This is a genomic window from Caballeronia sp. LZ028 (genome assembly GCF_031451415.1).
Taxonomy (GTDB): domain Bacteria; phylum Pseudomonadota; class Gammaproteobacteria; order Burkholderiales; family Burkholderiaceae; genus Caballeronia; species Caballeronia zhejiangensis.
The window spans coordinates 581,509-600,888 of the sequence record NZ_JARUXN010000001.1 but is presented as its reverse complement, the minus strand read 5'-3'; the positions used below and the strand labels follow the sequence as shown (position 1 = coordinate 600,888).

The window sequence follows — 19,380 nt, the reverse complement described above, 5'->3', positions numbered from 1 at the left end:
GCCCTCAGGGATGGAGCCAGAACTGCGCGATTACGAAGCCCGCGCCCGCCATCGCGACGACACCGGCAACGAGCACCGCGACGAGCAGGCGGTTCGTGCGCTTCTGCTCCGCAAGGAGCATTCGCATCAGTTCGTCGCTGCCGCTTTTCGGCGCGTCGTGGCGCTCCGCCAGAATATGGTGAATCAACCGCGGCAGCTGCGGAATCGTCTTGCTCCACTGCGGCGCTTCCATTTGAAGGCGCTCGTACCAGCCGCGCCAGCCGATCTGCTCGTTCATCCAGCGCTCGAGATACGGCTTGGCCGTTTTCCACAGATCCAGCTCCGGATCGAGCGAGCGCCCGAGTCCTTCGACGTTGAGCATCGTCTTTTGCAGAAGCACGAGTTGAGGTTGAATCTCGACATTGAAGCGTCGCGACGTCGAGAAAAGGCGCATCAGCACCTGCCCGAGCGAAATGTCCTTCAGCGCGCGATCGAAATAGGGCTCGCAGACCGCGCGGATCGCGCTTTCCAGTTCCTCGACGCGCGTGCTCGGCGGCACCCAGCCGGATTCGAGGTGCAGCGTCGCGACGCGGTGATAGTCGCGCTTGAAGAAGGCGAGGAAGTTCTGCGCGAGGTAGTTCTTGTCGAAGTCCGAAAGCGCCCCGACGATGCCGAAATCCAGCGCGATATAGCGCCCGAACGTCGCCGGATCGAGGCTCACCTGAATGTTGCCGGGATGCATGTCGGCGTGAAAGAAGCCGTCGCGGAACACTTGTGTGAAGAAAATCTCGACGCCTTCGCGCGCCAGCTTGGGAATATCGACGCCCGCGGCGCGCAAGGTCTCCACCTGGCTGATCGGCACGCCGACCATGCGCTCCATGACGAGCACCGTCGGCGCGGACAAGTCCCAGTACATCTCCGGCACGAGCAGCAGATCGAGCCCCTGGAAATTGCGGCGCAACTGGCTGCCGTTGGCGGCCTCGCGCATCAGATCGAGCTCGTCGTGCAGATATTTGTCGAACTCCGCGACCACTTCGCGCGGTTTCAGACGCCGGCCGTCCGCCCAGAGGCGCTCGGCCCACGTCGCGATGTCGCGCAGCAGGGCGAGGTCGGAGTCGATCACGGGCAGCATGCCCGGGCGCAACACCTTCACCGCGACGGCCTTTCCCGCGTGCTCGCCGTTCCTGATCTTCGCGAAATGCACCTGCGCGATCGACGCGCTCGCCACCGGCACGCGCTCGAAATCGTCGAACAATTCGTCGATGGGCGCACCGAGCGATTTCTCGATGATCGACACGGCCACCGCCGAATCGAACGGCGGCACCTGATCCTGAAGCTTGGCGAGCTCGTCGGCGACATCGACGGGCAGAAGATCGCGCCGCGTCGACAGCACTTGCCCGAACTTCACGAAGATGGGCCCGAGGCTTTCCAGCGCGAGCCGCAAGCGGATGCCGCGCTCGACGTCGAACCTGCGGCCGAACGTCGTGATACGCATGAGGTAGCGCACGCGACGATCGTCGATGCCGCTCATCACCAGCTCATCGAGACCGAATCGGACGATCGTGAAAAAAATCTTGAGGAAACGCAGAAAACGCATGGTTCGAATTTGCTTCAGCTCGTTATTCGTCCGAGTCGCGCACAGACTCGCCGCCGGATCGCGCTGAGGCGCCGCTCGCCGGCCGGGATTGTTCGGTTTGCCGTTCGATTCTTTCGATGCGCTTTTCGACGCGCGCCAGTGCATCGCGCGCTTTCGAAAGCTCGGCATTGAATGCGTCGAGCGCGCTCTTGCGCACGAGTTGCGGGCGCTCGTCGAGGAAATACTCGGTGAAGGTGTCAAGAAGATTGCGCCCGGTGCGCTGCGCCTGCTCCTGCACCGCCCGCGCGATGATGCCAACGCGATGCGCGGGCGCGTCGCCGATTACGCGCGCCAGATCCTCTTCCGGATCCCAGCGCAGATGTTCGGCCAGCTTGGCGAGCGTCGTCGCGAATTCGGCGTCGCCCTCGATGCGAACGTGTTTCATCACCGCCGCCTGGCCGCCTTGCACGAACGCGGGCAGCGCGTCGAGCGGCACGGCGATCGTCACGTCGAATGCGCCCGCTTCCGCTTCCGTGGTTGCCGCGAAGAGACCGTCCGGCTGCACGACGAGCGCGATCGAAACCGGCCCGCACGACAGCTTCACGCGCTTGCCTGCATAAGGCTTGAGCCGCTCGAGCGCCCAGGGCTCGCGCACGAGCAGATGGTTCACGGCGGCCGCGAATCCACTGGACGCGGTCTTCAAGGCGGGATTTGCTGCGGGACGGGCGGATTCGTCTGCGTTCGTCATCGGCTGTGAGATGAAAAAACCCGCGCGGGACACTTCTCGCGCGGGTTTCTATTCTACCTTCGCAACCGGCCATCACACCGACGGTTGCCGGCGCCCTGGCCATTCGGCCAAGGGCATGGTCGAGCTCAACTGACCTGCTGAATGCCCGCCAGCAGCCAGCCTTCGTTGCCCGACTTCTGCTTCGACAGGTTCCAGACCTCGACGAACGGTTCCGCCGCCGCCCCTTCCGACTCGCGGATCAGGCCGTGGAAGCGCACGCTCGCGAGATACTCGGACGCACGGTCCTCGACACCGAGCACATCGGCGTTGAGCTGAACCACGTCGGTACGGTTCGGCGCGCTGCCGCGTGCGTCGACGTCGAGTTTCACCTCGGCGAACATCTCGGGCGTCGTGAACTCGCGGATGTCGTTGACGTTGCCGCGATCCCACGCGTCCTGCAAACGCACGAAGTAGACCTTCGCGTTACGCACGAATGCTTCGGTGTCGAAGCCCGCCGGCACGTTGGGATTCGCGACCGCTTGCGTCGCCGGCGATTCGATGTAGTTGGCACCGAAACCGGTCGGCTGCTGCGGCATTTGCGGCGGTTCCTGATTCAGGCTCTGGCGCGCGGCCGCGCCGTACGGCGAACCCGAAGCTGATCCGGCACCCGCGTATGCCGGCGTGTTGTTGCCCTGACGCTTGCGCATGATGAAGCGGAACAGCATGACGGCCGCCAGCACGATCAACGCGATCATGATCATGTTGGCCATCGCGCCGGCGAACGCCTCGCCCAGCCCGAAGTGCGACAGGAGCGCCGCGATGCCGAGACCCGCCGCGAGACCGGCGATCGGCCCGAGCCAGCGATTGCGCGCGGGTTGCGCCGCGGCGGGTGCGGCCGGCGCGGCCGGCGCGCGTTGTGCCTGCGCTGCGTTGTTCTGCTGCATCGATTGAGACTGCGAAGGCGGCGTCGCCTGATGCTGCTGCGTTGCCGTGGCCGACTGACGGCCCATGCTCCGGCCGCCGCCCATGCGCTTGGCTTCCGCCGTTTCCGCGAAGATTGCGCCGGCCGCAATAACGCCAGCCAGCGCCAAGATTCCGGCCTTCCTGAAGAAGAGGTTCAGGAAACCCCGGGATTGGGGTTTGCGCGAATCGAACATATCGAATCCTTAAGAGAGTGGAACATCAAAATTTGGTCCCGACGTGTAACGCTACCACGCCACCTGACAAATTGTAATATTCGACTCGATCCAGGCCCGCTTGTTCCATCATTGTTTTGAGAGTTTCCTGGTCCGGGTGCATGCGGATGGACTCGGCCAAGTACCGATAGCTATCCGCATCTTTGGCCACTTTTTCGCCAAGCCACGGCAAAATCTTGAAACTGTAGACATCGTACGGCTTCTTTAGCGGCTCCCATACTTTCGAAAATTCCAGCACGAGCAGCTTTCCACCGGGTTTCAGCACGCGCGTCATTTCGGCCAACGCGCGATCCTTATGCGTCATGTTACGAAGACCGAAGGCAACTGTAACCACATTGAAATAATTGTCCGGGAACGGGATCTTTTCGGCGTCGCAGAGCAGCGCGGGCGTCAGCACGCCTTTGTCGATCAGCCGGTCGCGGCCTACGCGCAGCATCGATTCGTTGATGTCCGTGTGCCAGACTTCGCCGGTCTCGCCGGCCTGCTTGGCAAACGCCATCGCGAGATCGCCCGTGCCGCCGGCGATGTCCAGCACCTTGTAGCCCGGCCGCACCTTGGCCTGCCCGATCGTGAAGTGTTTCCAAATCCGATGCAGTCCGCCGGACATCAGGTCGTTCATCAAGTCGTAGTTGCCCGCGACGGAATGAAACACGCCCGCCACTTTCTTCGCCTTGTCCTGCTCTTCGACCGTTTCGTATCCGAAGTGGGTCTTGCTCATCGCGCGTTTTCCTCGCCTGTTGTTCGTTCTATGTCTGCGCAAAACTCGCGCCGGCTATGCGGCGTTATGCCGCAGCCCTATTGCTCAGTGACAGTGTCCGCCGGATGGTTTTGCGGCCATCGGCGCGTCTCGGTCCACGCCGGCGGCTTCCAGCTTCGCCAGATACTCGCGCCACAGTTCGTCCTGACGCGTCGCCAGATGGTGCAGGATGTCCCAGGAATAGATGCCGGTATTGTGACCGTCCGAAAAATTGAGTTGCAGCGCATAGTGCCCGACCGGATCGACGCCGATGATCGTCACCTCGCGCTTGCCCGTCTGCAGCGTTTCCTGTCCGGGGCCGTGGCCCTGCACTTCGGCGGACGGCGAATAGACGCGCAGAAGCTCGAACGGCACGCGATACGACTCGTCGCCGTATTGCAGCTCCAGCACGCGCGATTTCGAATGCACGACGACGCCGGTGGGAATCGGCGTCGTGGAAGTGAGTCCGCTCATGATCTCGTCTTATTGATGGCCGAAGGCCTGGTTCAGCTCGTTGCGCACCTGTTCGCGCAAAAGCGTGGCCTGCGCGCGGCGCTTCGATAGCTGCGATTCGGACACCGTGCGCTGGCGCGGCGCCCAGATCGGCAGAGGAAAGCGGGAATCGTTGGAAAAGCGTGGAATGACGTGCCAGTGGACGTGCGGCACCTGATTGCCGAGACTCGCCAGATTGATCTTTTCCGGCACGAGCACGCGGCGCATCGCGCGCTCGACGCCGTTGACGGCGGTCATCACGCGCACGCGGTCGGCATCCGGCAAATCGGACATTTCGGCGACGTGCGCGCCCCAGATCACGCGACACAAGCCCGGCCAGTCGGGCTCATCGGCAAGGACGACGCGCAACGTGTCGTCCGACCACAGCACTTCGCCGCCGTCTTCACGGCAAAACACACAGTCCATCTCATACCTCTAGCGAATCAAACCTCGATTTCGCTATTACACCAGCACGCGCTCGATACCGCCATTGTTCGCGCGTTCGACGTACTGTTCCATCCAGTTTTCGCCGAGCACCTTGCGCGCCATTTCCACGACGATATAGTCCGCCTCGACGTTGGCGTCCTCGTTGTAGCGCGACAGACCTTGCAGGCACGACGGGCAGCTCGTCAGGATTTTCACGTCCGTGCCGTTGGTCTGCGCGCCATCGCCTGCGGAGAGCACCGAACCGGGCGCCGCGCCGGCCGAGCCCGCAGACGCGTTCATCGGATTGATCGCGTTCGAGCCCGCTTCCGCGACGAGCGGAATGCCGCGCAACTTGGCCGCGCCCTTGCGAATCTCTTCTTCCTTGCGGAAGCGCACTTGCGTCGAGATGTCCGGACGCGTGACCGCGAGCGTGCCCGATTCGCCGCAGCATCGATCGTTCTTCTCGATCTTGTAGCCGTCGTTCTGCGAACCCATCAGATCGTTGACGAGCTTGACCGGGTCCATCGTCTTGATCGGCGAGTGACACGGATCGTGATACATGTAGCGCGTGCCGGTCACGCCGTCGAGCTTCATGTTCTTCTCGAGCAGGAACTCGTGAATGTCGATGATCCGGCAGCCCGGGAAGATCTTCTCGAATTCATAGCCCGCGAGCTGGTCGTAGCACGTTCCGCACGACACGACCACGGTCTTGATATCGAGATAGTTCAGCGTATTCGCGACGCGATGGAACAGCACGCGATTGTCGGTGACGATCTTCTCGGCCTTGTCGTACTGGCCGGAACCGCGCTGCGGATAGCCGCAGCACAGATAGCCCGGCGGCAACACGGTCTGAACGCCCGCTTCCCACAACATCGCTTGCGTCGCGAGCCCGACTTGCGAGAAGAGACGTTCCGAGCCGCAGCCGGGGAAATAGAACACGGCTTCCGAATCGACGGTGGTCGTCTGCGGATTGCGGATGATCGGAACGATCTTGTTGTCCTCGATATCCAGCAGCGCGCGCGCCGTCTTCTTCGGCAAATTGCCCGGCATCTTCTTGTTGACGAAGTGGATCACCTGCGTCACGACCGGCGGCTTGCCGACCGTCGCGGGCGGCTGCGCCGTCTGCTTCTTGACGATCTTCTTCAGCACATCGTTGCCGAAACGCTGCGCCTTGTAGCCGAAGTCCATCATCACGTTGCGCGCGAGATTGATGGTCTGCGGATTCGTCGCGTTCAGGAAGAACATGCCCGCCGCGTTGCCCGCGTTGAACTTCTTCTTGCCCATCTTGCGCAGCAGATTGCGCATGTTCATCGACACGTCGCCGAAATCGATCTTCACCGGACACGGCGTCACGCACTTGTGACAGACCGTGCAGTGATCGGCGACGTCGTTGAACTCGTCCCAGTGCTTGATCGACACGCCGCGGCGCGTCTGCTCTTCGTACAGGAACGCTTCGACGAGCAGCGACGTCGCGAGAATCTTGTTGCGCGGGCTGTAGAGCAGGTTCGCGCGCGGCACGTGCGTCGCGCAGACCGGCTTGCACTTGCCGCAGCGCAGGCAGTCCTTGATCGACTCGGAAATCGCACCGATATCCGACTGCTGCATGATGATCGACTCGTAGCCCATCAGCCCGAACGACGGCGTGTAGGCGTTGCGCAGATCGGCGCCGTCGAACAGCTTGCCCTTGTTGAAGCGGCCATGCGGATCGACGCGCTGCTTGTACGCGCGGAAATCGCCGATTTCGTCTTCGGTCAGGAATTCCAGCTTCGTGATGCCGATGCCGTGCTCGCCCGAGATCACGCCGTCGAGCGAACGCGCGAGCTTCATGATGCGCGCGACCGCGTGATGCGCGTCCTGCAGCATCGCGTAGTTGTCGGAGTTGACGGGAATGTTCGTGTGCACGTTGCCATCGCCCGCATGCATGTGCAGCGCGACGAAGACGCGCCCGCGCAGCACTTGCTTGTGGATGGCCTGCGCTTCGTCGAGGATCGGCTTGAACTCGCCGCCGTTGAAGATCTGGCGCAGTTCCGCGCGGATTTCCTGCTTCCACGACACGCGCACCGTACGGTCCTGCGCGACATGGAACACGTTGGCGTCAGGCTGAATGTCGACGCGATCCGCGAACTTTTCCGCGAGCGCTTCGTAGCCCAGATTGACGAGATAGTGCTGCGCCTCGCGCAAGGACATGTCGAGCTTGTCGCCGACGAACGTCCAGCGCTCACGCACGCGCTTCAGCAGATCGAGCGCCTGCTGCACGCGGTCTTCGAGCAGTTCGGCGCTCGGAATTTCGTTCGCGTCGTCGGACTTGCCGAGCGGCAGCTTGCCGTTGCGGAAGAACGCTTCGAGCGCGTCGACGAGTTGCAGCTTGTTCTTCAGCGACAACTCGATGTTGATGCGCTCGATGCCGTCCGTGTACTCGCCCATGCGATTGAGCGGAATCACGACGTCTTCGTTGATCTTGAACGCGTTCGTGTGCTTCGCGATGGCGGCCGTGCGCGAGCGGTCGAGCCAGAAACGCTTGCGCGCCTCGGCGTTCACCGCGACGAAGCCTTCGCCGCTCTTGCCGTTCGCCATGCGCACGACTTCCGATGTGGCGGCGGCGACGGCATCGGCGTCATTGCCGACGATATCGCCGATCAGCACCATCTTCGGAAACGCGTTGCGCTTGCTCTTGGTCGCGTAGCCGACCGCGCGCAGATAGCGTTCGTCGAGATGTTCGAGGCCGGCGAGGATCGCGCCGCCCTGCTTCGACGTCTCGAACAGATAGTCCTTGATTTCGACGATGCTCGGAATCGCATCGCGCGCCTGGCCGAAGAATTCGAGGCAGACGGTGCGCGTATGCGCGGGCATCTTGTGCAAAATCCAGCGCGCGGACGTAATGAGACCGTCGCAGCCTTCCTTCTGCACGCCGGGCAGCCCGGCGAGGAATTTATCGGTGACGTCCTTGCCGAGCCCTTCCTTGCGGAACGTGCGCCCGGCGATGTCGAGGCTTTCGGTGCGCAGCAGCTTCTCGCCCGGCGGACGATTGCCGTCGAACCAGTCGAGCCGGAAACGCGCCACTTCGACGTCGTGAATCTTGCCGCAGTTGTGATCGAGACGCGTGACTTCGAGCCAGTTGCCTTCCGGATCGACCATGCGCCACCACGCGAGGTTGTCGAGCGCCGTGCCCCACAACACCGCCTTCTTGCCGCCCGCGTTCATCGCGACATTGCCGCCGACGCACGACGCATCGAGCGAAGTCGGATCGACGGCGAACACGAAGCCCGCCTGCTCCGCCGCTTCGGTGACGCGCCGCGTGACCACGCCCGCGCCGGAGAAAATCGTCGCGACCTTGTGATCGACGCCCGGCAGATCCGTCATTTCGACGGGACCGAGCTGTTCCAGCTTTTCCGTGTTGATGACCGCCGAAAACGGCGTGAGCGGAATCGCGCCGCCGGTGTAGCCGGTGCCGCCGCCGCGCGGAATAACGGTAAGCCCGAGTTCGAAGCACGCCTTGATGAGTCCGGCGATTTCGGCTTCGGTGTCCGGCGTCAGCACGACGAACGGGTATTCGACGCGCCAGTCGGTTGCATCGGTGACGTGCGCGACGCGCGACAGGCCGTCGAACTTGATGTTGTCCTTCTGCGTTTCCTTGCCCAGAACACGCGACGCGCGGCGGCGCAAGTCGGCCATGCGGCCGAACTCGGCGGCGAAATCATCGACGGCGCGGCGCGCGGCGGCGACCAGCAACTGCACGCGCTCGGCGCGTTCGCGGCTGCCGGCTTCGTCGCTATGCGCGGTGAGATCGGCGCTGCGGCGCTTTTCGATTTCGGCGAGACGGTGATTCAGCGCTTCGACGAGCAGCGCCCGGCGTTTCGGATTGTCGAGCAGGTCATCCTGCAGATACGGATTGCGCCGCACGACCCAGATGTCGCCGAGCACTTCGTACAGCATGCGCGCCGAACGGCCGGTGCGGCGCTCGTTGCGCAGTTCGTCGAGCACGGCCCAGGCTTCGTCGCCGAGGAGCCGCATGACGATTTCACGATCGGAAAACGACGTGTAGTTATAGGGAATTTCGCGGAGACGCGGCTCGATATCGAGCGCCAAGGCGGCATGGGCGCCGTTCGGATCGAAGGCTTGAGGTGCGTTCATGTTCGACGGTTCGGTGTGCCGGCGCTCGCGCTAGAAAAGCGGAAATGCCGGCGATGCGCGTGGGGGCGCAAATTTTCGAATGAAACTTCTCTTGGCGAAGGCCGCCGGGCTCGTCACAGCGCCTTCGGTGTGCCCTGGATCAACGCCACGATCGCGCGTGGCGCGCATGCCTTTCCGCCGCGGGATGCGACTCGCGGGAAACATGCGCCAGAAAATCGATCCGAAGCTGCCGGTGCATCTGCCGATCCTGATTGCTGATTCGTAAAAGGAAATTCTAACCCATCGGGCAAACGCGCGTTTGCGGGCGCTAGCAGCGAGAAGGGGCTTTTGCGTGCGGATTCGCGACGCGTTCATGTCATTTTCGACGCTTTTTTACACGACCGTCCGGACGGTCGAAGCACACGGCGCGCCCGGAACGCGCGCGGATGGCGCTATCATTGATGCTTTCGCTCTCAAAAACCTGCGCGCATCGCGGCCGCCTGACGATTTCTCGCATGACACATCCCGACTACCTGAAAAAAGTGCTGACCGCGCGCGTGTACGACGTCGCGCGTGAAAGCGAGCTCGAACCCGCGCGCAACCTGTCCGCGCGCCTGCGCAACTCCGTGTTCCTCAAGCGCGAGGACAATCAGCCGGTTTTCTCGTTCAAGATTCGGGGCGCCTATAACAAGATGGCGCAGCTCCCGGCAGATGTGCTCGCACGCGGCGTGATTACGGCGTCGGCGGGCAACCACGCGCAGGGCGTGGCGCTGTCGGCGGCGCGGCTCGGCTGCCGCGCGGTGATCGCCGTGCCGACGACCACGCCTCAAGTGAAGATCGACGCGATTCGCGCGCACGGCGGCCCGACGGTCGAAATCGTGCTCGCGGGCGAGTCGTACAGCGACGCCTACGCGCGCGCCGTGCAGCTTCAGGAAGAGCGCGGCCTGACCTTCGTGCATCCGTTCGACGATCCGGACGTGATCGCCGGACAAGGCACGGTGGCGATGGAAATCCTGCGCCAGCATCAGGGTCCGATCCACGCGATCTTCTGCCCGATCGGCGGCGGCGGGCTGGCTGCGGGCGTCGCGGCGTACATCAAGGCGGTGCGCCCGGAGATCAAGGTGATCGGCGTGCAGACCGAGGATTCCTGCGCGATGGCGCAGTCGATCAAGGCGGGCGAGCGCGTGACGCTCTCCGAAGTCGGCCTGTTTTCGGACGGCACGGCGGTGAAGCTCGTCGGCGAGGAAACGTTCCGGCTGTGCAACGAGTTGCTCGATGAAGTCATCACCGTCGATACCGATGCCCTTTGCGCCGCGATCAAGGATGTCTTCCAGGACACGCGGAGCGTGCTCGAACCCGCCGGCTCGCTCGCGGTCGCGGGCGCGAAGCTGTACGCGGAGCGCGAGGGCATCGAGGGCAAGACGCTCATCGCGGTGACGTCGGGCGCGAACATGAACTTCGACCGCATGCGCTTCGTCGCGGAGCGCGCGGAAGTCGGCGAGGCGCGCGAGGCCGTGTTCGCCGTGACGATTCCCGAAGAGCGCGGCAGCTTCCGGCGCTTCTGCGAGCTCGTCGGCACACGCAGCGTGACCGAGTTCAATTACCGCATCGCCGATGAAAGAGCCGCGCATATCTTCGTCGGCGTGCAGATCAAGTCGCGCAAGGAAACCGCGCAGATGATGTCGTCGTTCATCGAGCATGGTTTCGCGACCGTCGACCTTTCGCACGATGAGCTCTCGAAGCAGCACATTCGCTACATGGTCGGCGGACATTCGCCGCTCGCGCGCGACGAACGTCTGTTGCGCTTCGAGTTTCCGGAACGTCCGGGCGCGCTGATGAAGTTCCTTTCGTCGATGGCGCCCGACTGGAACATCAGCCTGTTCCATTACCGGAATCAGGGCGCGGATTACAGCTCGATTCTCGTCGGCATTCAGGTGCCGCAGTCGGACAACGCGGAGTTCGAGCGCTTCCTCGCGACGCTCGGCTATCCGTGGTGGGACGAAGGCGCGAATCCGGTCTACAAGCTGTTTCTGGCGTAAATCGAAATGCCGAAGTTCACGCTCGAAGACAAGCTCGTCGTCGCGATTTCGTCGCGCGCGCTGTTCGATTTCGAGGAAGAGAACCGCGTCTTCGAGACCGGCGATCTCGCGCAATACGAAGCGCTGCAACGCTCGCGGCTCGACACGCCCGCGAAACCCGGCGTCGCGTTCGGGCTGATCCGCAAGCTGCTCGCGCTGAACGCGGATGAACAGCGCGTCGAAGTGGTGATCCTGTCGCGCAGCGATCCGATCAGCGGGCTGCGCGCGTTTCATTCGTGCCGCGAACACGGACTTGCGATCGAGCGCGGCGTGTTCACGCGCGGCCGTTCGCCGTTTGCGTATCTGAAACCGTTGCGGGCGTCGCTGTTTCTATCGGCGAATCCGGACGATGTGCGCGACGCGCTCGCCGCCGGTTTTCCCGCCGCGCGCGTGCTGCCGGAAACGCCGCGCGCCGCGAGCCGTTACGCGGACGAAATCCGCATCGCGTTCGATGGCGACGCCGTGCTCTTTTCCGACGAAGCCGAGCGCGTGTTTCAAAGCGATGGTTTGCATGCGTTCGTCGGGCATGAATTGGACAAACGCGAGTCGCCGCTGCCGGACGGTCCGCTTAAGCCGCTGCTCGCCGCGCTCAACAAATTGCAGCGCATCGCCGACGATCACGACGATCAGCCGATGCACATCCGCACGGCGCTCGTCACCGCGCGGTCCGCGCCGGCGCACGAGCGCGCGATCCGCACGCTGATGGCGTGGAACATCGAAATCGACGAAGCGATGTTTCTCGGCGGACTCGACAAGGGCGAATTCCTGCGCGAATTCGAGCCCGACTTTTTCTTCGACGATCAAATTCGCCACTGCGAATCGGCTCGCGTCGTCACCGCGACGGGGCACGTTCTCAGCGGCATAGCGAACGCATCATGACACCCGATCAATCTCCGCTCGGCAAGCCCGTCCATTACACCGAACAGTACGATGCGTCGCTGCTGTTTCCGATCGACCGCAAGCGCGCGCGCGATGCGATCGCCGTGCCCGCGCGTCTGCCGTTCTTCGGCACGGATATCTGGAACGCGTATGAGCTGTCATGGCTGAACAAGCGCGGCAAGCCGCAGATCGCGGTCGCGACGTTCTTCGTGCCGGCGGATTCGCCGAACATCGTGGAATCGAAGTCGTTCAAGCTGTATCTCGGCTCGTTCGCGCAGACGCAATTCGATTCGATCGACGACGTGCGCGCGGCAATCAAGCGCGATGTGTCCGCCGTCTGCGGCGCGACCGTTTCGGTGCAACTCGCCGCGCCGGCCGATTTCGGCAAGCTCACGATGGAAGAGTTCGATGGTTTGTCGCTCGACCGGCTCGATCTCGATTGCGATGTTTTCTCGCCGGATCCTTCGTTATTGAAGGCCGCGCACGATGAAGCGCCCGTCGACGAGACGTTGTTTTCGAACCTGTTGAAATCGAATTGCCCGGTTACGGGACAGCCGGACTGGGGCAGCGTGCAGATCCGCTATTACGGCGGGCAGATCGATCACGCGGGATTGCTGCGGTATATCGTGTCTTACCGCGAACATACGGGGTTTCATGAGCAATGCGTCGAGCGCATCTTCATGGACATCATGCGGGAGTGCAAACCGGAACGGCTCGCGGTGTATGCGCGTTATACGAGGCGCGGCGGGCTGGATATCAATCCGTTCAGAACGAATTTCAACTTGCCGATGCCGGATAATGCGCGGCTGGCGCGGCAGTGAATAACGACGCGGCTCTGCTTCACAGGTATCAGAGCCGCGATCGCATGTTCGCCTTCTTACGCCTTCTTATAAGCCACGCAATCCACCTCGACCTTGCAGTCGATCACCATCGACGACACCACGCAAGCCCGCGCCGGCGGATTCGCGCCGAAGTACTCCTTGAACACCTTGTTGAACGACGCGAAATCGCGCGGATCGTCCAGCCACACGCCGCAGCGCACGACGTGCTCGGTGCCGTAACCCGCCTCCTTCAGAATCGCGATGACGTTCTGAATCGCCTTGTGCGATTGCTCGACGATGCCGCCGTTGATCACTTCGCCATCTTCCATCGGCGTCTGGCCCGACACAAACAGCCAGCCATCGGCCTCGACCGCGCGTGCGAACGGCATATGCGCGCCGCCTTGTCCCTTGCCACCTTCCACGCCATAACGCTTCATCTTTCAGACTCCTTTTCCTGACTCGAATCAGTGCTCAAAACGCGCCGGCCGCATCCAGCTTGGATGCCGAACCGCGCGCCACGAAACGTCCCGCTCGCGCGCCGGTCACGGCCTGCTCGCGATACGTCAAAACGCCATTCACCCACACCGCGTCGATGCCGTCCGCCGCCTGCTGCGGATTCGCGAACGTCGCCGAATCGATCACGCGCTCCGGATCGAACACGACCAGATCCGCGTGATAGCCGACCTTCACTTCGCCGCGCTCCGCGATGCTGAAACGCCGCGCCGACAGGCTCGTCATCTTGCGCACGGCTTCTTCGAGCGTCAGCACGCCTTCGTCGCGCGCATAGTGGCCGAGCACGCGCGGAAACGCGCCCCACAAACGCGGATGCGGCAGCGGATCGTTCGGCAAACCGTCCGAACCGACCATCGTCGCGGGATGCGAAAGAATGCGCCGCACGTCGTCTTCCGACATGTTGTGATACACCGCGCCCGCCGGCTGCAAGCGCTTCGCCGCTTCCTGCTGCGTCACCTTCCATTCGTCGGCGACTTCGCGGATCAGCTTGCCGGCCATCTCCGGATGCGGCGTCGACCAGGTGATCGTGATGTCGATATCGCCCGTCACCTGCTTCAAGTCCAGCGTCGATGAACTGCGGTTATACGGATAACAATCGCATCCGACCGGCTGCCCGTCGCGCGTCGCTTCGATCGACTTGAGCACTTCCGCGCTGCGTCCCCAGTTCGACGGCCCCGCGCACTTCAGATGCGAAATCACCACCGGCACGCGTGCATGACGCCCGACGCGATACGCCTCGTCCATCGCGTCGAGAATGGCGTCGAACTCGGTTCGCATGTGCGTCGTGTAGAGCGCGCCCGCTTTCGCGAGCGGCTCGGCGAGCGCCTGCACTTCCTCGGGCGGCGCGCTGAACGCCGAGCCATACGCCAATCCGCTCGACAATCCGAGCGCGCCGTTACCCAGCGCTTCTTCGAGCTGCGCGCGCATCGCGGCGACTTCATCGGCGGACGCGCCGCGATCCAGCCGGTCCATATGATTGTTGCGCAGCGCCGTATGGCCGATGAGCGCGCCGACATTCACCGTCGGGCGCGCGGCATTCACGGCATCGACGTAAGACGCGAAAGTCGGGTACGCGAACGCGGCGGCGTCACCGAGCAGGTTCATCGGATCGGGCGGATCGCCCTTCAGCGTCACCGGCGACGCGCTGATCCCGCAATTGCCGACGATCACCGTCGTCACGCCCTGCGTGATCTTCGGCATCATCTGCGGCGAGCGGATCACGTGCGTGTCGTCGTGCGTGTGGACGTCGATGAAACCGGGCGCGAGCACTTTGCCTTGCGCGTCGAACACGTCGTCGGCGGTCCAGTCCGCGAGACCGCCCGGCGCCTCGATCGCAACGATGCGTCCGTCGCGCACGGCGACATCGCGTTCGACGGCGGGCGCGCCCGTGCCGTCGATCACGCGCGCGCCGACGATCAGCGTGTCGGCCTTCAACGATTCCATGATCAGTCTCCCAAGGGTTGACGCTCGCCGCCGCCGCGATGCGAATCGAGCGCGTGCTTCATGCGGCGCAACAGTTCGCGGCTGTGATCGGCCTGCTTGACGGCCAGTTCGGTGACGAGCAAATCAAGCGCCATCATCATCGCGTAACGCGACGACGAGGGCTTGTAGATGAAATCCGTTTCGATCGCGATGACCGGAACCAGCCAGTCCGCGAGCGCGCCGAGCGGCGATGCGGGCGCGGTCAGCGCGATCACGCGCGCGCCGTACTGCTTCGCCAGCGCGCAGCTTTCGACGATCTCGGGCGTCTGCCCCGTCACCGAAAGCGCGACGACCACATGTTCCTTCGATAACGTCGACGCCACCATGCGCTGCAACAGCCCGTCCTGATACGACGCGACCGGCCGCCCGAGCCGCACGAGGCGAAAGCGCATTTCGTCGGCGAGCGCCGTGGAGCCGCCGCCCATGCCGAACACGTAGATCATCGACGCGGCCGCGAGCGCATCCGCGGCTTCGGCGATCGGCGCGGCGGCGAGCGCGCCCTGATTCTGCGCGAGCGTCGCCTGCACTTCCTCGAAGATGCGCGCGGCGAGCGAATCGGGCACGGCGTCCGCGTCGCGCCGGAAGAAACGCTGTCCGACGCCCGCCGCCTGCGCGAGCCGCAGCTTCAGTTCGCGCACGTCCTCGCAACCGACGGCTTTCGCGAAACGCGTCACCGTCGCGACGCTGACCTCGGCCTTGTCCGCCAGCGCGCCGATGCTCGCGCGCGACGCGCTCACGATGTCGTCGAGAATCAGCGCGGCTACCTTGCGCTCGGCCCCGCGCAACTCGGGCGCCCGCTCCGCGATGCGTGCGACGATGTCGAAACTGAGCGTGTCGGCGTGGCCGTTCATGGTTTACGATGAGCCCGTGTTACTAAATAACATTTCCTTCCCGGATGCTACTTTGGTTAACATGGCACCGTCAACCTTGACGCACATCGCACTGCGCGCGGGGTTTATTTAAACGGACGATGGAGTGGCAGCACATGAAAGTTACAAACTATCAGAACGCGACGATCGACCCGTTCGGCAAGGGCCTCGGCATGGTGCCCGGCACGGGCATCCAATTGAACGACGCGTCGCGCCTGCAATGGAATCTGCTCGAAGAGGACGTGAGCCTGCCCGCCGCCGTCCTCTATTCGGATCGCATCGAACACAATCTGAAGTGGATGCAGGATTTTGTCGGCGAATACGGTGTGAAGCTCGCGCCGCACGGCAAGACGACGATGGCGCCGCAACTTTTCCGCCGTCAGCTCGACACCGGCGCGTGGGGCATTACGCTCGCAACCGCGCATCAGGTGCGCGCGGCGTATCGCGGCGGCGTGCATCGCGTCCTGATGGCGAATCAGCTCGTCGGCAAACGCAACATGGGCATGATCGCCGAATTGCTCACGGACGCGAGTTTCGAGTTCTTCTGTCTCGTCGATTCAGCCGATGGCGTCGATCAGCTCGGCGAATTTTTCAGCTCGGTGCGCAAGAAGCTGAACGTGCTGATCGAACTCGGGGTGCCGGGCGGACGCACCGGCGTGCGCGATGACGCGCAGCGCGATGCCGTGCTCGCCGCGATCGCGCGCTGGAACGGCACGATCGAACTCGCGGGCATCGAGTTGTATGAAGGCGTGCTGCAGGACGAAACCAAGGTGCGCGAGTTTCTGAAGAGCGCGGTCGATGTCACGCGCAAGCTGATCGGCGAAGGCAAGATCGCGCGCAAGCCGGCGATTCTGTCGGGCGCGGGATCGGCGTGGTACGACGTCGTCGCCGACGAGTTCGCGAAGGCCAACAGCGATGCGATCGAGGTCGTCCTGCGGCCGGGCTGCTATCTGACGCACGACGTCGGCATCTACAAGAAAGCGCAGAACGAGATTTTCGCGCGCAATCCTATCGCGAAGAAGATGGGCCAAGGTCTGAAGCCGGCGCTGCAACTATGGGCGTACGTGCAGTCGATTCCGGAACCGGACCGCGCGATCATCGGTCTGGGCAAGCGCGATTCCGCGTTCGATGCGGGCATGCCGGAGCCGGCGAAGCATTATCGTCCGGGCAACGAAGCGCCGCGTGACGTATCGCCCGACGAAGGCTGGGAGATTTTCGGCCTGATGGATCAGCACGCGTACTTGCGCATCAAGCCGGGCGACGACGTGAAAGTCGGCGACATGATCGCGTTCGATATCTCGCATCCGTGCCTGACGTTCGACAAGTGGCGTCAGATTCTGGTCGTCGACCCGAAGTATCGCGTCACCGAAGTGATCGAAACGTTCTTCTAAGCCTTTTCTTCTAGCGCGGCCGCCGATGCGGCATTCGCGGCCGCCACTTCCTGAAGGCGTCCCTCGAACATGTGCAGCGCGCTCGACAAGGCCTCGATGGCCTCGTCGGGCAGCGAAGCCATCGTGTCGTGAAGGAACGCATTGCGTCGCGGCAAACCATCTTCCGCGATGGCGCGTCCTTGCGCCGTCAGCGCGACATTCGACACGCGATTGTCGCGTGCATCGACGCTGCGCACGATCCAGCCGAGTCCTTCCAGCGTCTTTAGCTGACGCGTCAGCGCGCCCGGGTCCACTTTCAGATGCTCGACGAGCCGCTTCTGCGACAGCACGCCCGCGTGCTCGTGCAACGCGAGCAGAATGCGCCAGCGCGGCATCGGCTGGCCGACGGCCGTCTCGAACGCCGACATGAACGCGCGATATGTGCGCCCGAATTGCTGCACCACGGCGATACGGTCCTGTTCATTCATGCTCTTTCTCTATCATTCGGCGAGGATGACCGGCTCTTGCGGCCCTTTCAGTCGCACCGGCGGAACGCGGCGCGACTGCCACAACGACACCACCGCGATCACCGCCGCGAGCGCGAGACCAATGTGGATCGCGGCGACGAGCGCTTCGCGCGCGGCTTCGAGCAGCATCGCGCCGTTATGCCCCGCCGCGCTCAGTTGCGCAAGCAGCGTCTCCTGACCTTCGCGATTGATGAGGATTTGCGGATCGGAGAGATCAGCGGCCCAATGCATCGCGTGATCTTTTTCCAGCGCGAGATTCACGCCGCTCGCATAGAGATGCGCGACGAGCGTGCCGGTGAGCGCGGTGCCGATCATCCCGCCGATCATGCGCAGCGACTGCAAAAGCGCCGTCGCGATGCCCAGATGCGCGCGGCCCGCGGTCTGTTGCGCGAACACGGTGAGATTCGGCATGACGAAGCCAAGGCCGAGTCCGCCGAGCAGCATGACGACGAGCAGCAGCGAACGCGGCATGTTGTGCGTCGCGACGACGGTGCCGAGACACGACACCGCGAGCAGCGCGAAACCGACGTACAGCATCAGATTGGCGTTCTTCAGGCGCGTGACGATGCGCCCGTTCACGATGCTGCCGATCGTGATGAACACGACCAGCGGCGTAATCATCATGCCCGCGTCCTTCGGCGACATGCCGAAGCCGCCCTGGAACAGCAGCGGCGCATAGAAGAGCAGCGAGAACATCGTGAAACCGCCGAGAATCGCGAGCGTGAAGAGCGCGGCGAGCGCCTTGTTGCGAAACATGTCGATGGGCAGGATCGCGTAATCGCAGCGCATTTCCCACTTCCACAGCGCGAAGCCGGCGGCGACGCTCATCGCGAGCAGCGCGACGGATTCCGCGCCGAAGCCGTGTTTCGGCAGCATTTCGACGAACAATTGCAGCGCGCCGAGCGCCACCGCGATCAGCGCGGCGCCCGGCCAGTCGAGGCGCATCTTGCCTTCATGCGCGACGTGCCGCAGATGCGGCAGGAAGCGCCACACGAAAAAGAGCGACACGATGCCCACCGGCAGATTGACGTAGAAGACCGAACGCCAGCCGTAATACTGCGTGAGGAAGCCGCCGAGCGACGGCCCGACCGCGTTCGCGATGCCGAACGCGGAACTCATCAGCACTTGCCAGCGCAGGCGCACGACGTTATCGGGGAAAAGATCGGCGATGCACGCGAACGCCGTGCCGACGAGCATCCCGCCGCCGATGCCTTGCAAGCCGCGCGCGAGCACGAGGAACATCATGCTGTTGGCGAGCCCGCACAGCACGGAGGCGACGGTGAACACGACGATCGACGCGATCACGAACGGCTTGCGGCCGTAGTAATCGCCGAGGCGTCCGAAAATTGGCACGGTGATGACGGAAGTCAGAAGATACGACGTGGCGACCCACGCGTAGAGATCGAAGCCTTTAAGCTCCGCGACGATCGTCGGCAGCGCGGTGCCGACCACAGTCTGATCGAGCGCGACGAGCATCGTGACGAACGAAACGCCCAGCATCGCCATGAGGGATTCGCGAAAAGGCAGCACCTGCCCGCTGGAATGATGCGCGGCTGTATGAACGGCCATCTTTGTAAGCGCAATGATTGACTAGTCAAC

General features: G+C 63.4%; 16 protein-coding genes. 4 read left to right on the top strand and 12 right to left on the bottom strand.

Annotated elements, in window-relative coordinates; genetic code table 11:
• Nucleotides 1-4: 4 nt before the first annotated feature.
• The 7 genes from ubiB to QCE58_RS02855 all read right to left on the bottom strand — a co-directional run bounded on the left by ubiB (nucleotide 5) and on the right by QCE58_RS02855 (nucleotide 9,263).
• A complete protein-coding gene (gene ubiB / locus QCE58_RS02885) occupies nucleotides 5-1,576 on the bottom strand; it encodes a ubiquinone biosynthesis regulatory protein kinase UbiB (protein ID WP_008351622.1) in 1,572 nt (523 codons plus the stop codon).
• 22 nt (nucleotides 1,577-1,598) lie between these two features.
• Entirely contained in the window at nucleotides 1,599-2,303 is a 705-nt protein-coding gene (locus QCE58_RS02880; protein ID WP_409014090.1) for an SCP2 domain-containing protein, read from the bottom strand.
• Between the two features lie 125 nt (nucleotides 2,304-2,428).
• Nucleotides 2,429-3,439, bottom strand: coding sequence for a Tim44-like domain-containing protein (locus QCE58_RS02875; protein ID WP_008351625.1), 1,011 nt, complete (start codon nucleotides 3,437-3,439; stop codon nucleotides 2,429-2,431).
• Nucleotides 3,440-3,464: 25 nt separating this feature from the next.
• Nucleotides 3,465-4,196, bottom strand: a complete 732-nt coding sequence (gene ubiE, locus QCE58_RS02870) for a bifunctional demethylmenaquinone methyltransferase/2-methoxy-6-polyprenyl-1,4-benzoquinol methylase UbiE (RefSeq protein WP_175979785.1) — start codon at nucleotides 4,194-4,196, stop codon at nucleotides 3,465-3,467.
• Nucleotides 4,197-4,280: 84 nt separating this feature from the next.
• Nucleotides 4,281-4,688, bottom strand: coding sequence for a gamma-butyrobetaine hydroxylase-like domain-containing protein (locus tag QCE58_RS02865; protein ID WP_250480256.1), 408 nt, complete (start codon nucleotides 4,686-4,688; stop codon nucleotides 4,281-4,283).
• A 9-nt stretch (nucleotides 4,689-4,697) separates the two neighbouring features.
• Nucleotides 4,698-5,132, bottom strand: a complete 435-nt coding sequence (locus QCE58_RS02860; RefSeq protein ID WP_008351633.1) for an HIT family protein — start codon at nucleotides 5,130-5,132, stop codon at nucleotides 4,698-4,700.
• 36 nt (nucleotides 5,133-5,168) lie between these two features.
• Nucleotides 5,169-9,263, bottom strand: coding sequence for an FAD/FMN-binding oxidoreductase (locus QCE58_RS02855; protein WP_034470575.1), 4,095 nt, complete (start codon nucleotides 9,261-9,263; stop codon nucleotides 5,169-5,171).
• A gap of 494 nt (nucleotides 9,264-9,757) precedes the next feature.
• Between QCE58_RS02855 and ilvA the strand changes: the two genes are divergently transcribed.
• The 3 genes from ilvA to queF are packed head-to-tail and all read left to right on the top strand — an operon-like array spanning nucleotide 9,758 to nucleotide 13,020.
• Nucleotides 9,758-11,281, top strand: a complete 1,524-nt coding sequence (ilvA, locus tag QCE58_RS02850) for a threonine ammonia-lyase, biosynthetic (protein WP_008351636.1) — start codon at nucleotides 9,758-9,760, stop codon at nucleotides 11,279-11,281.
• A 6-nt stretch (nucleotides 11,282-11,287) separates the two neighbouring features.
• Nucleotides 11,288-12,199, top strand: coding sequence for a 5'-nucleotidase (locus QCE58_RS02845; RefSeq protein WP_008351638.1), 912 nt, complete (start codon nucleotides 11,288-11,290; stop codon nucleotides 12,197-12,199).
• Nucleotides 12,196-13,020 (top strand): NADPH-dependent 7-cyano-7-deazaguanine reductase QueF, encoded by an 825-nt coding sequence (gene queF / locus QCE58_RS02840; protein ID WP_008351640.1) that lies wholly within the window; start codon nucleotides 12,196-12,198, stop codon nucleotides 13,018-13,020. Before QCE58_RS02845 ends, queF begins: the two co-directional genes overlap by 4 nt.
• A 56-nt stretch (nucleotides 13,021-13,076) precedes the next feature.
• On the opposite strand, the gene QCE58_RS02835 is transcribed toward queF, so the two are convergent.
• Genes QCE58_RS02835 through QCE58_RS02825 form a run of 3 tightly spaced genes read right to left on the bottom strand, consistent with a single transcriptional unit; the run spans nucleotide 13,077 to nucleotide 15,866 of the window.
• The gene (locus QCE58_RS02835; protein WP_008351642.1) at nucleotides 13,077-13,457 is read right to left on the bottom strand and encodes a RidA family protein; all 381 of its coding nucleotides are present in this window, start codon (nucleotides 13,455-13,457) and stop codon (nucleotides 13,077-13,079) included.
• Between the two features lie 34 nt (nucleotides 13,458-13,491).
• Nucleotides 13,492-14,976: an amidohydrolase family protein gene (locus tag QCE58_RS02830; RefSeq protein ID WP_034470570.1), complete on the bottom strand. Its 1,485-nt coding sequence runs from the start codon at nucleotides 14,974-14,976 to the stop codon at nucleotides 13,492-13,494.
• Nucleotides 14,977-14,978: 2 nt separating this feature from the next.
• Nucleotides 14,979-15,866, bottom strand: a complete 888-nt coding sequence (locus QCE58_RS02825) for a MurR/RpiR family transcriptional regulator (protein ID WP_250501699.1) — start codon at nucleotides 15,864-15,866, stop codon at nucleotides 14,979-14,981.
• Between the two features lie 134 nt (nucleotides 15,867-16,000).
• Here QCE58_RS02825 and QCE58_RS02820 point away from each other — a divergent pair, with 134 nt between their 5' ends.
• Nucleotides 16,001-17,275 carry an amino acid deaminase gene (locus QCE58_RS02820; RefSeq protein ID WP_008351648.1) on the top strand — a complete coding sequence of 425 codons (1,275 nt, stop codon included), beginning with the start codon at nucleotides 16,001-16,003 and terminating at the stop codon, nucleotides 17,273-17,275.
• Here QCE58_RS02820 and QCE58_RS02815 read toward each other — a convergent pair.
• The gene (locus QCE58_RS02815; protein ID WP_008351651.1) at nucleotides 17,272-17,742 is read right to left on the bottom strand and encodes a MarR family winged helix-turn-helix transcriptional regulator; all 471 of its coding nucleotides are present in this window, start codon (nucleotides 17,740-17,742) and stop codon (nucleotides 17,272-17,274) included. The two genes, QCE58_RS02820 and QCE58_RS02815, sit on opposite strands and share 4 nt — an antisense overlap.
• A gap of 12 nt (nucleotides 17,743-17,754) precedes the next feature.
• A complete protein-coding gene (locus QCE58_RS02810; protein WP_175979783.1) occupies nucleotides 17,755-19,350 on the bottom strand; it encodes an MFS transporter in 1,596 nt (531 codons plus the stop codon).
• Nucleotides 19,351-19,380 lie beyond the last annotated feature (30 nt).